At 53.2% G+C, this 12,949-nt stretch carries 13 protein-coding genes; 8 read left to right on the top strand and 5 right to left on the bottom strand.

The features are described 5' to 3' along the window. Positions 1-15 precede the first annotated feature (15 nt). From FHS30_RS02500 to FHS30_RS02490, 3 genes are read left to right on the top strand one after another with little or no spacing between them, the layout of a single operon-like run. A complete protein-coding gene (locus FHS30_RS02500) occupies positions 16-2,619 on the top strand; it encodes a sensor histidine kinase (protein ID WP_183907972.1) in 2,604 nt (867 codons plus the stop codon). Between the two features lies 1 nt (position 2,620). Beyond that, complete coding sequence (locus FHS30_RS02495; protein ID WP_183907970.1) at positions 2,621-3,046, top strand: response regulator; 426 nt, start codon at positions 2,621-2,623, stop codon at positions 3,044-3,046. A 2-nt stretch (positions 3,047-3,048) separates the two neighbouring features. Continuing rightward, complete coding sequence (locus tag FHS30_RS02490; protein ID WP_183907968.1) at positions 3,049-4,728, top strand: two-component system response regulator; 1,680 nt, start codon at positions 3,049-3,051, stop codon at positions 4,726-4,728. A gap of 16 nt (positions 4,729-4,744) precedes the next feature. Here the strand turns inward: FHS30_RS02490 and FHS30_RS02485 are convergent, their stop codons facing one another. Next, positions 4,745-5,209: a GNAT family N-acetyltransferase gene (locus FHS30_RS02485; protein WP_183907966.1), complete on the bottom strand. Its 465-nt coding sequence runs from the start codon at positions 5,207-5,209 to the stop codon at positions 4,745-4,747. Between the two features lie 88 nt (positions 5,210-5,297). On the opposite strand from FHS30_RS02485, the gene FHS30_RS02480 reads away from it, so the two are divergent. Together FHS30_RS02480 and FHS30_RS02475 are read left to right on the top strand one after the other, a co-directional pair. Further along, positions 5,298-6,086 (top strand): substrate-binding periplasmic protein, encoded by a 789-nt coding sequence (locus FHS30_RS02480; RefSeq protein ID WP_246341115.1) that lies wholly within the window; start codon positions 5,298-5,300, stop codon positions 6,084-6,086. A gap of 22 nt (positions 6,087-6,108) precedes the next feature. After that, complete coding sequence (locus FHS30_RS02475; protein WP_183907964.1) at positions 6,109-6,957, top strand: substrate-binding periplasmic protein; 849 nt, start codon at positions 6,109-6,111, stop codon at positions 6,955-6,957. 63 nt (positions 6,958-7,020) lie between these two features. Here FHS30_RS02475 and FHS30_RS02470 read toward each other — a convergent pair whose 3' ends face one another. Both FHS30_RS02470 and FHS30_RS02465 read right to left on the bottom strand, forming a co-directional pair. Continuing rightward, complete coding sequence (locus tag FHS30_RS02470; protein ID WP_183907962.1) at positions 7,021-7,638, bottom strand: DUF2238 domain-containing protein; 618 nt, start codon at positions 7,636-7,638, stop codon at positions 7,021-7,023. 49 nt (positions 7,639-7,687) lie between these two features. Beyond that, positions 7,688-8,287, bottom strand: coding sequence for an FMN-binding negative transcriptional regulator (locus FHS30_RS02465; RefSeq protein ID WP_183907960.1), 600 nt, complete (start codon positions 8,285-8,287; stop codon positions 7,688-7,690). A 163-nt stretch (positions 8,288-8,450) separates the two neighbouring features. Here FHS30_RS02465 and FHS30_RS02460 point away from each other — a divergent pair, with 163 nt between their 5' ends. The 3 genes from FHS30_RS02460 (at position 8,451) to FHS30_RS02450 (ending at position 10,285) form a co-directional block, all read left to right on the top strand. After that, entirely contained in the window at positions 8,451-9,146 is a 696-nt protein-coding gene (locus FHS30_RS02460) for an aspartate/glutamate racemase family protein (RefSeq protein WP_183907958.1), read from the top strand. Positions 9,147-9,153: 7 nt separating this feature from the next. Continuing rightward, a complete protein-coding gene (locus FHS30_RS02455) occupies positions 9,154-9,630 on the top strand; it encodes a DUF1643 domain-containing protein (RefSeq protein ID WP_183907956.1) in 477 nt (158 codons plus the stop codon). A 76-nt stretch (positions 9,631-9,706) separates the two neighbouring features. After that, entirely contained in the window at positions 9,707-10,285 is a 579-nt protein-coding gene (locus FHS30_RS02450) for a thymidine kinase (RefSeq protein ID WP_183907954.1), read from the top strand. Positions 10,286-10,482: 197 nt separating this feature from the next. Here the strand turns inward: FHS30_RS02450 and FHS30_RS02445 are convergent, their stop codons facing one another. Both FHS30_RS02445 and FHS30_RS02440 read right to left on the bottom strand, forming a co-directional pair. Further along, entirely contained in the window at positions 10,483-11,217 is a 735-nt protein-coding gene (locus FHS30_RS02445; RefSeq protein ID WP_183907952.1) for a TrmH family RNA methyltransferase, read from the bottom strand. Continuing rightward, positions 11,214-12,839, bottom strand: a complete 1,626-nt coding sequence (locus FHS30_RS02440; RefSeq protein ID WP_183907950.1) for an NAD(P)/FAD-dependent oxidoreductase — start codon at positions 12,837-12,839, stop codon at positions 11,214-11,216. The genes FHS30_RS02445 and FHS30_RS02440 overlap by 4 nt, the downstream gene beginning before the upstream one ends. Positions 12,840-12,949: the final 110 nt, after the last annotated feature.

Below are 12,949 nucleotides of genomic sequence, written 5' to 3'. Positions count from 1 at the left end.
GGTGAGTTCTAGCTCATGATGATCGAGACCATGCGTCGCCAATGGCCTCTTTTAGTTCCCGCCTCTTGCGCTGCCCTGTTGGGGTTGCTGGTGATGCTCGGCTGGCACACCCATAACAGCACCATTGTACAAATCTCGCCCAATTGGGTGCCCATGCAATACAACACCGCACTGTGCCTCTTATTCGCTGCGGGATTGCTATTGCGACAAACAACTAGCGCATTGCCAAACTCGCTCCTCAGTGCGGCCCTGTTTCTACTGCCCTGCGCCACACTGCTGCAGTACCTGCTGCAAACAGATTTTGGTATCGATCAATTGTTCGCTCGCCACGACATTCTCGTGGGCACCTCCCACCCTGGTCGCATGGCACCCAATACTGCCCTGTCATTTATGTTGATCGCCTTCGCCGCCAGTCCTTTGCAATGGCGCTGGCCCGCCTTGGCCACGGCAAGCGCCGCGCTCGCGCTAGGACTCGGACTTTTGGCAATCGTGGGCTACATCACACAACTCACACCTGCCTACGGCTGGGGGCGCTTCACCGCCATGGCTGTTCACACAGCACTGGCCGTCAGCGTCATAAGCGGGGGGCTGCTGTTACACCGCTATCGAGAGAGTCAAACGCTGCCGTCGGGCCCACTGCACTGGCAAATTGCCTGCGGCTTGCCGCTGATCGCCGTGGTATTTTTAGCCATTCAATTGGTACCCATACGCAATGGCGAAATCTGGTTAGCGCAACAATCCGCGCAAGATGTGCAACGCCTCAAGCAACGCATAGCACTCTTTTTGGAATCACACGAACTGCTGCCCCAAGGCGCACACCAAGATCCGGACGCCGCGCTGCGCACACTGCAACTACTTCGCACAAACGACGGGCAGGATGTGTTGAGCAACAGCCAACGCCGGTCGTTAAGCGTGTCACGCCTTGCGCCCATGATTGAGGCGCTCTGTGAAGATCAAGGCTATCGCTGTGCACTCCTGAACCCTGCAGGCACAATGCTCGCCGACACGCGCCACGCGACCGACGGCGCGCACACAAAAACTGCACGACTGCCGCTCGCAAACGGGGAACTGCAACTGCGCATGCCCCACGTGTCGCTCACCGGCAATCCACTCTATAACGGTACGCGAACGTTTGTGCTAGCACTGAGCCTACTGGTGCTGGCTGGGATGTTTTTTTTGTTTCGCAGTATCTATCGCCGGACGCAGGCAGAAGCGAAAGCTGCACACCTCTATGTCAGCTTTAAGCAGGCCATCGACACCTTTTCCGAAGGTTTCGCCATCATTGACCACACGGGCAAAATCAAAGACAAAAACAAGCGCCTACACGATCCCGATGCTGGCCTCCTTGCCGATTTATTAGCCGCGCACACGGCGATAGATGCACTAGATTACATCAACGCGCCAAGTGAAGCAGAGTTCACCGCAAGGACCACCGACCGGAAGGACTCTCCCATTGCGGTCCACATTGCCCCTATTCCCAACACCCGCGAGTTTGTGGTTCTCATCGCCGATCTTTACGAATCCGTGGGCCAGCTGAAAGCGATCGAACACCAGCAGGCGTTAATCAACAGTGCCTTTGATGCCAGCACCAACGGCATTTTCGTGCTCGATGGCCAGCTCCGGGTTTTGCAAGCCAACCAAACCGCTTACGACTGGCTGCAAATGACGCAAGAGACCATTCATGGCAAAAAATTCGACCAATTGATCAGCGGCCAAAACGCCCGGAATTTCATCAATGAAATAACCACAATAACGAACCAGCGTGGCATCACCAACGATTATGACATTGTACTGACTCGCTCTGCGCGGCCGTCCTGGATGCAAGCCCGCGCCGCGTCCCGCTTTTCCTCAGAAAGTAAATCGATACTCATTACTGTAAGTTGCACTTGTATCGACTCACAAAAAGCACTGGTTGAACAATTGAACAAAACCATCACCCAACTGGCGAAAAGCAATGAAGAACTAGACCAATTTGCTTTTGTGGCTAGCCATGACCTCAAATCGCCACTCGTGGGCATTAAAAATATTAGCGATTGGCTGGAAGAAGATTTCAGCGCGCTGCTGCCCGAGGAAGGTCGCAATCAAATTGCGCTCATTCGCGCGCGCTGTAAGCGCATGATGGTGCTGCTAGACGACCTATTGCACTACTCTAGAGCGGGCCGACTCAACAAAGACGTAGAAGACATTGCGCTGCATGAACTCGCTGGCGATATCGTAAGCATGTACGACATCCAGCAAACATTTACCCTGCACTGCCCCGACATCACCGTGTTTGCACCGCGCGTGCCGATAGAAACGCTATTGCGAAATTTAGTCAACAACAGCATCAAGCACCACACACATAAGAAGGGAAATATCTATATCGAAGCAACGCAAGACGATGCTGGCCTTGTACTATACTTTGGCGACGATGGCTGCGGGATCCCCGAAACTTATTTTGACAAAGTGCTGCGCCCGTTTACGACCTTAACCCCCAAAGATAAAACCGAGGGCAGTGGCATGGGGCTTGCAATCATCGCTAAAGTGGTCGATAGCCTAGACGGCACAGTAACACTTGGAAAAGCCGAGCAGGGCGGTTTACTGGTGACAATCTGGCTTCCCACTAAAAAAGGAGAATAAGATGAGTAATACTGATATCACACTTTTGCTCATTGAAGACGACGATGTTGATGCTATGACCATTGAGCGCAGCTTTAGAAAGCAGCGCATCGGCAACAAGATTGTGCGCGCAGATGACGGTGAGGCAGCGCTGGAACTAATTGCCAACAACCTAGTACCCAAACCCTTCATTATTTTGCTGGACCTCAACCTACCCAAAATATCCGGCCATGAGTTTTTAGACACCTTGCGAAAAGACCCTGCAAATAAAGACGCTGTAGTGTTTGTCCTGACCACTTCATCCGATGAGCAAGACATGCTAAAAGCTTACGAAAAATTCATCGCTGGCTACTTTGTCAAAAGCGAAAGCGGCGAACAATTCATGAAACTGATTGGCATGCTCGACGGGTTTTGGCGCATTGTCAAAATGCCAGAGCCAGGTGAATAACCATGCGCATACTGCTAATTGACGACGACATCGTCGACCGCATGAGCATCACACGCTCGCTAAAGGCGACTCAGGAAAACTATTATATCGACGCAGCAGAAAGCGCCAGCTCAGCACGTGAAAAAATTTCGGCTCAAGACTACGATGTCATTTTGCTCGACTATCTACTGCCAGGCATCAACGGCGTTGAGTTCATTCTAGAAATCAAACAATTAATTGAGAATAAAAACACCGCCATCGTCATGATATCCAACATGGACGATGAAAATCTGGCCATAGAATGCCTACGCGCAGGCGCACAGGACTTCATATTAAAGTCCGGCATCAATCCCATCATGTTGAAAATGGCTATCGCCAAGTCGGTCATGCGAAACGAGTTGGAATCGGCACTCAAAACCAGCTTCAATCAAGTGAAAGAGCTGGCCGAGCGAGACAACCTAACGGGATTGGCAAACCGGTTCATATTTGAAGAAAGTGTCGCGCTTGCGTTAAAGCAACGTAAACGGCCTTGCCCTATTACACTATTTTTCATAGACGTTGATAACTTTAAAAAAATTAATGACACTTGGGGCCATACCTACGGCGATCAATTATTGCAACGAATCGCCACCCGCATCGCCAGCTGCCTAAGGGGCGGAGAATTATTGGCGCGCATTGGTGGCGATGAATTCGCCGTCCTGATAGACAACGTTAAATCCCCTGCCGAAGCCAATCAGGCAGCCCTGCGAATTTTGCAAGTCATGCAAAGTCCATTTAGCTTTGACGGCTTCAATTTTTACGCATCGCTTAGCATTGGCATCACCATTCAAAGCCGCGACTCTGTGGATCAGGATCAGCTGATGTCTCAGGCAGACATAGCCATGCACAAAGCAAAGGGACTCGGCAAGGCACAGATTTGCTACTTCCAGGAATCCATGCAGCAGGAATTTATCGCGCGCGTACACATAGAGGAAGGCTTGCGACATGCACTGGAAAAACAAGAGTTTGTGATGTTTTACCAACCCATCGTAGACCCCGTGAACAACGCAGTTAACGGCTATGAAGCCCTGATCCGCTGGACGCACAACAACGCAGTTGTTTCACCTGACAAATTTATTCCAGTCGCGCAAGAATCGCACTTAATCATGGACATTGGGCGCTGGGTGATTCAGGACGTGTTTGCCAATCACCCGCCGTTTCGCAACGACAACTGTTATCTGTCGATCAATCTTTCACCCTTGCAGCTTAAAGATCCTGAGCTACTGCACTTCATCGATGAGCAGGCCGCGCACTACCACATCAAACCAAACCAAATTGAATTCGAAATAACAGAAACCGCCATCCTCGACACGTCTGAATCCATTCATACATTGCTAGCAGAGTTTGTTGCCCACGGTTACCACTTGGCACTCGATGACTTTGGCACCGGCTTCTCATCGCTATCCCATCTGCGCGACCTGCCCATTAGCACGGTTAAGATCGACCGCTCCCTGCTCCTGACTGAGCCGCAAGACAAGCGGGAAAAAATGCTCAGGGGATTGAGCGAACTCATTTTTGCCCTGGATTTAGACGTAGTGATGGAAGGCATAGAAACCGAGGCTCAAGCGCAGCTGTGCACTGCACTCAATATTCATCGCGCTCAAGGTTACTTCTATTGCAAACCTCAACCACTTTCGATCTTTGTGTCGGTGCAATCCCGCTAATTTAGCGTCGCGCGGCTTACGAATTTAGCGGCAACGAAAAGTGTAGAAACGCGCAATCCCGCTGCCAACCCATCGCACGGTAGAGCGCTTGGGCGTCTCGATTATCCACGCCGGTGGCCAGCTCTAAGCGATCCGCGCCCTGTTGCCCTGCCCAGTCAGTTGCTGCCGCCATCAACCGCGCCGCCAACCCCCGGCGTCGGTAGCTTTCGGTCACATAGAGATCATACAAGGTGTAGTAGCGCTCCAATGCAAGACTGCACCATGCAGGATACAACTGGGTAAAGCCAACCAACTGCTCACCCACCTGAACCACAAATATCTGCGAATCCTCGGCGCTCAATCGCGCCGACAAATACGCTTTTAGCTGCGCGGCATCTGACGTCAATTGATAAAAGGTGCGATAGGCTGCAAACAGCGGCACCAGCTCAGGTACATCCGCTAATATCGCTGATCTGACGATGAAATCTTTAGATATAACCATAAGGTATTAGAACTCTACTGCAGCCTTAAAATGCTCCCCTATACTGCAAGGTACGGGTACCTTTTTTAGCAGTTTGGGAACCATTGCAATGAGAATGATTATTTTTAAAAGCCTGAGCTTAACACTCCTGCTCACAGTAAGCTTGGTCTCGCCACTGGCAAAGTCGCAGACACTGAGTGACTTGCAATATATAACCGAAAACTATCCCCCATTTAATTACGAAGAACAAGGCGTACTCAAGGGCGAGGCTGTTGAGCTGCTCATTGCTGCTACCGCATTGGCAGGTAGCCCCGTGAATGCACGTGACATTTCACTGCAGCCGTGGGCGAGAGCGTTTCACAATGCGCTTGAAGGTCCCAATCGCGTGTTATTTTCCACCACACGCACGCCAGAGCGCGAGGCGTTATTCAAGTGGGCCGGCCCCATTGGCAACAATCATATTGTGTTGATTGGCAAAAAGTCGCGCAATATCAAGCTGGACTCGCTACAGGATTTAGACCACTTTCGCGTGGGCGCAGTGCGCGACGATGTGGGCGAATTGTTTTTGCGCGACTTGCGATTGGAAAAAACCATAATCACACTTGGCGTGCAGCCAGAAAGCATAGCGAAGATGTTGCAAAGTGGCCGCGTAGATCTTTGGGCCTACGGCGAGTCGAGCGCGCTAAAGCTGCTCAAGCAAATCGGCGCCAAAGTATCCGACTACGAGGTGGTCTACGTATTACAGTCCATGGAGCTCTACTATGCATTCAGCGCCGATGTGGACGATGCGCTGGTTAAGCAGCTGCAAGATTCCATCGACACCATTAGAGGTCTCCATCCAACATCGGAATTCAAACCCCAGAAAAGTCAGCTTTATCTACAGCCAGACTCTCCGTAACGCTTTAATACGCACTTCATATATGTTTATGCGACTTAAAGCTCCACATAGCGGCGCAACTCACATTTTAAAATTCTCACTTCTCCTTTTCACGTTAATCGCCAGTTCGATCTTTGGCAGCTCGGCAGCGGAAGCAGGGGGAACCGCTCCGCCCGTCGCGCAGCTCAATCAACTGGTTTTTATATCGGAGGACTACCCGCCCTACAACCACCTAGAAGATGGCACAGCAAGCGGTTGGGCCGTAGAGCTATTGGTGGCCGCCAGCGTCAGCATGAACAGCCCCGTCAATAAAACGGATATTCAATTTAAACCCTGGGCCCGGGGCATGCATGAAACACTCAATGGCAACCGACGTGTTTTGTTCTCTACCAGCCGTACGCCAGAGCGCGAGTCGCTGTTCAAATGGGCGGGCCCCATCGTGGAGGAGCATGTGGCTTTAGTGGCGAAAAAAAGTCGCCATTTACAAGTTACCTCGGTGGAACAGTTACGGCCATTGCGATTTGGCGTAGTGCGCGATGATGTGACTAACGAATTTTTGGCGCCATTAAAGCTAAATTCCAGTCAGTTGGCGCTCGGCAATAACGTGACGAGTATTGCACGCATGCTACAAGCCAACCGCATTGACGTTTGGCCCGTAGCGCCGGCGACCGCATGGGCCATATTGGAAAAAATAGACCTCAAACCAGGCGACTATGAGGTAGTGGCTTACCTAAAAGCATCGACGCTTTACTATGCGTTCAGTGCTGATGTGGACGACGCTTTAGTGGCAGAATTTCAAGACACATTGGATCAACTTAGGCGAACTAACCCTAAGCTATTTCCTAAATCAGATCTCGATCTCATTCCGCTTTCACTGCCACCGATCCAGTAAGCGGCAAATGCGATCATTCAATCGCACCACGCCATAAAACAAAGCGCCGCGAACATCAGAAAATTACTGACGCTTGTGTAAATCCAGCCGTGCTAACTGACGATTGTGCCAAGACGCCAAGAACACCAGCGCACATATTGCGCCAATTAGCGCATACATCATGTCCGACTGGGTATCCCACGCGTAGCCCTGCGTCCCTAAAAACGCCTCTGCATTTTCGCCGGTTGCGGCAGCAACCCACCATTCAATCAGCTCATAAAATGCGCTAAAGGCAAGACAAATGCTAACGACAAAAAGATTGAGCCAAGCGCCGATTTTTACCGCTTGTTTGCGAATCAAAATTTCACGCGCGAGGATGGCCGGTATAAAGCCTTGGGCAAAGTGACCCACTTTGTCATAGTTATTGCGCTCGAATCCAAACCATTCTTTCATACTGTCAAAGAGTGGGACTTCCGCGTAGGTGTAGTGCCCCCCCACCATCAGGATCACGCAATGCACCAGAATCAATACGGACAGCATCGGTGTCAGCGGAAAACGATTGCGCGTGGTCACAATCAACACCAACCCAATCAACGCGGGCAGCACCTCTAAAAACCACGTGAAGGTATCCTTCGGTTCAATGGCTGACCAAATAAAAACGGCGCCAAAAATAGCCAGCCAAATAGCATGTACTGTTCGCATTCGTCTTTCCTCTATTAATTATTAGTTCCGACAACCCAGCGCTATCCAACTAGGCGTCGGGCAGGCATTGGCTCATTGCATCGGCAAGCGCTGCATTGCCACGCACTCGCACAGCGTCAATTACAGCTTCTCGATCAGTGCGGGATCGATTTTGACTTAATTTCTGTTTGAATTCGACGCCGGTGATCTCTATGCGGAAAGCGCGAATGCCGCGCAACATCGACACCGGATAGTCCGGCAGCCATGGGCTAGCCTCGGCCGCCTCATAAAAGGCGGTCAACTGGGACAGAATTGACTGGGCCACCTCGGCGTCATCTTCCCACCGCAGGTGCCCTTGCACGTGTGCCGCCTCGTAATTCCACGTGGGCACGCCCGACTGTTCGTACCAACTGGGCGACACATAACCATGCGGTCCCGCAAACACGCACATTACCGGCTGGCCATCGGGCCATTGCGCCTGCGGATTGGCGCGCGCCACATGGCCAATCAAACAACCACCCTCGGTATGTGGCAATTCGGCACTTGGCAATAGAGGTAGATGGGTACAACTTAGCACGCCATCAACTGCACCAATTAACTGACCAAAGCTGTTGGCGGCTATGAAAGCGTAGGCATCACCTTGCCCGATAAAATGCTTGGGTATAAACATCAATGGTCCTCCCTGAAAAAGCGAACTATACCAGCGACAACAACATAAGGTAGATACCAAGCGTAGTCTGGCGTCACTCGGGCACATGGTAGACCGCAAATCAAGTACACTGGTACCTCCCAAGCCACCTGGGACTTAAACACGGCGCAAGGAAACGGCATCCATGAAAAAAATTGGCCTTATTGGCGGCATGAGCTGGGAATCAACCGAGCGCTATTACCGGGCTTTGAACACGGCGGTGAAAGCGCAATTAGGACAGCACCATTCGGCGCGAATTCTGCTGGACAGCTTGGATTTCCAACCGATAAAAGACTGGCAGTTCAACGGCAATTGGCAAGCATGTGCTGAGACATTGGCAGCGAGTGCTAAAAATTTGCAACGCGGTGGCGCCGACATGGTATTGATCTGCACGAACACCATGCACAAGGTCGCAGCGGAAGTCGCTGCGGCGGTCGACATTCCTCTCGTTCACCTCGCCGATGCCACCGCGCGCGCACTGGTCAACGATGGTCATAGGACTGTGGGCTTTCTGGGTACTCAATTTTCAATGGAAGACGATTTTTACGTGGGGCGATTGCGCGAGCAATTCAATTTAAAGGTGCTGCTGCCCAATGCACAGGACCGGGCCTTGGTGCATCGCGTCATCTATGACGAATTGTGCCTTGGCACCATTGAGGATGCATCGCGGCAGGCTTTTGTGCGCATCATGGGCAACCTTCACGATCAAGGCGCCACCGCAATCGTCGAAGGCTGTACCGAAATCGCCATGCTCGTGGAGCCCCGGCATGTTCACATACCCCTGTATGACACCACCGACATTCACGTACGCGAAGCCGTGCGCTTAGCAATAGACCACTAGCTGCTGTATGAAAAACACCGCCCACCTTTCGCCCTGCAGGACCTACCGCTACGCCCTTTGGCGCACGTGGGACGACAACCTGCCACCGGTGATGTTCATCGGCTTAAACCCCTCCACGGCGGACGAGCAGCAGGACGACCCCACGCTCAGACGCTGCATAAATTTTGCCAAAAGCTGGGGCTATGGTGGGGTCATCATGGCCAATTTATTCGCATTCCGCGCCACCGACCCCGCCCACATGAAACAAGCCGAAGACCCGGTTGGCCCCCAAAATAATCGCTGGCTGCGTAAACTGGCCCAGCAATCGGCGCTGGTGGTGGCGGCTTGGGGCAACGACGGCGATTATCGCCAGCGCGCGACGCAGGTGTGCCAACGCATCGCCAACCTCCATTGCCTAAAAATTAACGGCTCCGGCGCGCCCGGGCACCCGCTGTATCAAAGGGCCAACTGCCAGCCACTGCCCTACGCGCCCAAGCAGCGCTAGCGCGCAACCGCACTACAGCGCCACGGCCAGCCTGTGATAGAGTGCGCCAGTCCCACAACTGAGAACGGTTCGCCCCATGGCACAGCTTTACTTCTACTATTCCACGATGAACGCCGGTAAATCCACCACCCTGCTGCAGTCCGCCTATAACTACCGCGAGCGCGGCATGGAAGTGAGCTTGTACACCGCAGCCATCGACGATCGCTTTGGCGTTGGCAAAATCAGCTCCCGCATCGGGCTCGACACCGATGCCAATTTGTTTGATAGCAACACCGATTTTTGGCTGGAGATTAACGAACAACTGCGAAAGAAAACCATCAGTTGCATTTTGATGGATGAAGTGCAATTCCTAAACAAAGCCCAAGTGCGTCAATTGGCAAAAATTGCCGACGAGCTGAACATTCCCGTACTCTGCTATGGCTTGCGTTCAGACTTTTTGGGCAACCCCTTCGAAGGCAGCATGTACCTGCTAACCTGGGCCGACAAGTTGTCTGAAATCAAAACCGTGTGCCACTGCGGGCGCAAGGCGACCATGGTGTTGCGGGTAGATGGCGAAGGCCGCCCCGTTAAAGAGGGCGAGCAAATCGAAATCGGCGATAGCTCGCGCTATGTGTCCGTGTGTCGCAAGCACTACTATTCCGAAATTACTGAATAGCCATAGCGGCGTTTGTCGTGCGGGCCAAGCCCCTGCTCGATGAGCGCCACACTGGCCGCCAACCGCATTGTTGTGTAGCTTTGCGCAACTGCACTAACTGCTGGTTCTACTGAGGGTATTTTGCTGCGTATTTTTCGGCGCCAGCTGTTTCAGCCATTGCGACGCCCCACTGCCCTCGCTTCAGCAACCCACCTCGGTTAGCCCTGGGCCCGCTGTATTTCATAGGCGCAGATATTGACTGCCGATGCTAAATTTAACGATTCGATGGCGCCTTGGCCGGCGATGGTAAACGCGCTTGCGCCCATTGCCGACAGTGCTTCGCGCGGCACACCCTGTGCCTCATTGCCAAATACAAAACAATCTTGCGCCACAAAGTTGTCAGCAACCACACTTTCGCCGTGCAAATCCAAGCAACCAATGCGAGCAAAGCGATCGGGCAAGGCGGCCAAGGGCACATCCAACTCCAAAGGCACATGAAAAATCGCGCCCATACTGGCGCGCACGACTTTTGGGTTGTACGGATCTACGCTGCCGGGGCTCAGCAAACATCGAAAGCCGCCAAACCACGCCAGCGTGCGCAAAATTGTGCCCAGGTTACCGGGGTCTTGCACCTGCCACAAATAGATGGCCTTGCCCGCGGGCTGAATTGTTGTGGGCGCTTCCGGCAGTGGCACCAAGGCAACTATGCCCTGTGGCGATTTAGTGTCAGAGAGCTGCGACATTTGTCGATCATTGAGCAATACTTTTTCGAATGGCGACGCAAAATTTGCGTAGCGTTCGCTCACGTAAAGGGTCACGGACCCACTCGCCAACGTCCCGCGCGTTAATGCGCGCTGCAACTCTAAAACTAAATGTTCACCCTCAACCAAAAAGTGACCGAACTGTTGCCGGTATTTTTTTTGGTGCAGTTTTTTTAAATCATCAAATTTCATCGCACACTCACGTGATCAGCCAAGATAGACAAGGCAACGGCCTCTGCCACTTTGATGCCATCCACACCGGCCGACAGAATACCGCCGGCATAGCCCGCGCCTTCACCCGCGGGGTAGAGGCCACGGGTGTTTAGGCTCTGCAACGAATCGCGATCGCGGGTGATGCGCACCGGCGATGAGGTGCGCGTTTCCACACCGGTCAACACGGCATCGTCGCGATCAAAACCGCGAATCTGTTTGCCAAAGGCGGGCAGCGCCTCGCGAATGGCCTCAATGGCATAGCCAGGTAAGCTGGGTGCCAAATCGCCAAGGTTCACCCCCGGCTTATAGGACGGTTCGACCTCGCCCCACGCCGTGGAAGGCCGCCCCACAATAAAGTCGCCCACCAGTTGCCCCGGTGCGCAATAATCGCGGCCACCGAGCACAAACGCCTGACTTTCCAATTGTTCTTGCAGCGCCACACCGGCCAACGGGCCACCCGGGAAATCTTGCTCCGGATTAATACCCACCACAATGCCGGCGTTGGCGTTGCGCTCATTGCGCGAATATTGGCTCATGCCATTGGTCACCACGCGCTCAGGTTCGGAGGTTGCCGCCACTACTGTGCCACCCGGGCACATGCAAAAGCTGTACACCGCGCGACCATTGTTCGCGTGATACACCAGTTTGTAATCGGCCGCGCCCAGCTCGGGATGTCCGGCATATTTTCCCAGCCGCGCCCTGTCGATCAACGACTGCGGATGCTCGACGCGAAAGCCTATGGCGAAGGGTTTGGCTTCAACAAATACGCCCCGCTCATGCAACATGCGAAAAGTGTCGCGCGCACTGTGACCCAGGGCGAGCACCACATGACGACTTTGAATTTCGGTGCCATCGGCCAAGGCAACGCCCTGCACCTGCCCCTGATCAACGAGCAGGTTGGTCACCTTAGATTGAAAGCGCACCTCACCCCCCAGGGCTTTAATTTCTTCGCGCATGGCAGCCACCACGCCAGTCAGGCGAAAGGTGCCGATGTGGGGTTTGCTCACGTACAAAATTTCATCGGGCGCACCGGCGCGCACAAATTCGTGCATCACTTTGCGGCCGTAGAATTTTGGGTCTTTGATTTGGCTGTAGAGTTTGCCATCGGAAAACAAGCCCGCGCCGCCCTCGCCAAATTGCACGTTGGATTCGGGAGTCAGCGTGTGCTTGCGCCACAGCGCCCAGGTATCCTTAGTGCGCGCGCGCACCTCTTTACCTCGCTCTAACACAATGGGCTTGAACCCCATCTGTGCGAGCGTCAGCGCGGCAAATAGACCACAGGGGCCGAAGCCGATAATTACCGGCCGATCCGTTAACTCAGTGGGCGCGCTAGCGACCGGATAGTAATGGGTATCGGGGGCGGGCTTTACATGGGGATCGGCATTAAAGCGGCTCAGCACTGACGCCTCGTCGCGCACCTCCACATCCACGATATATACAAATTTAATTTCGCTGTTTTTTTTGCGCGCATCGTAGCTGCGCTTGAACACTGTCATCGACAGCAGCGCATCATCGGCGATAGCAAGCCGACCCACGACTTCGTGGCGCAACGCCTCGGGCGGATGATCAAGGGGCAATGACAGTTCGGTAATGCGGATCATGGTCAGTCCTGGCCGGTGTCTCCGGCAAAGGTTGAAAGGCTATAGTGTAGACAAGGCGGCAATTGTACCGCTGTGGCCGGCCAATAGCAGCCCGCCACTGTTGCTTTTGC

The sequence above is a fragment of the Simiduia aestuariiviva genome (assembly GCF_014192475.1).
Classification (GTDB): domain Bacteria; phylum Pseudomonadota; class Gammaproteobacteria; order Pseudomonadales; family Cellvibrionaceae; genus Simiduia; species Simiduia aestuariiviva.
This window is presented reverse-complemented; position numbering and strand designations above follow the sequence as displayed.

Bases quoted from the DNA above. Each gene is read 5' to 3' on its own strand.
- FHS30_RS02450 (WP_183907954.1), top strand. From the start codon at position 9,707: ATGGCACAGCTTTACTTCTACTATTCCACGATGAACGCCGGTAAATCC.
- FHS30_RS02465 (WP_183907960.1), bottom strand. From the start codon at position 8,287: ATGTTTATACCCAAGCATTTTATCGGGCAAGGTGATGCCTACGCTTTC.
- FHS30_RS02480 (WP_246341115.1), top strand. From the start codon at position 5,298: ATGAGAATGATTATTTTTAAAAGCCTGAGCTTAACACTCCTGCTCACA.
- FHS30_RS02470 (WP_183907962.1), bottom strand. From the start codon at position 7,638: ATGCGAACAGTACATGCTATTTGGCTGGCTATTTTTGGCGCCGTTTTT.
- FHS30_RS02445 (WP_183907952.1), bottom strand. From the start codon at position 11,217: ATGAAATTTGATGATTTAAAAAAACTGCACCAAAAAAAATACCGGCAA.
- FHS30_RS02490 (WP_183907968.1), top strand. From the start codon at position 3,049: ATGCGCATACTGCTAATTGACGACGACATCGTCGACCGCATGAGCATC.
- FHS30_RS02460 (WP_183907958.1), top strand. From the start codon at position 8,451: ATGAAAAAAATTGGCCTTATTGGCGGCATGAGCTGGGAATCAACCGAG.
- FHS30_RS02500 (WP_183907972.1), top strand. From the start codon at position 16: ATGATGATCGAGACCATGCGTCGCCAATGGCCTCTTTTAGTTCCCGCC.
- FHS30_RS02440 (WP_183907950.1), bottom strand. From the start codon at position 12,839: ATGATCCGCATTACCGAACTGTCATTGCCCCTTGATCATCCGCCCGAG.
- FHS30_RS02455 (WP_183907956.1), top strand. From the start codon at position 9,154: ATGAAAAACACCGCCCACCTTTCGCCCTGCAGGACCTACCGCTACGCC.
- FHS30_RS02495 (WP_183907970.1), top strand. From the start codon at position 2,621: ATGAGTAATACTGATATCACACTTTTGCTCATTGAAGACGACGATGTT.
- FHS30_RS02475 (WP_183907964.1), top strand. From the start codon at position 6,109: ATGTTTATGCGACTTAAAGCTCCACATAGCGGCGCAACTCACATTTTA.
- FHS30_RS02485 (WP_183907966.1), bottom strand. From the start codon at position 5,209: ATGGTTATATCTAAAGATTTCATCGTCAGATCAGCGATATTAGCGGAT.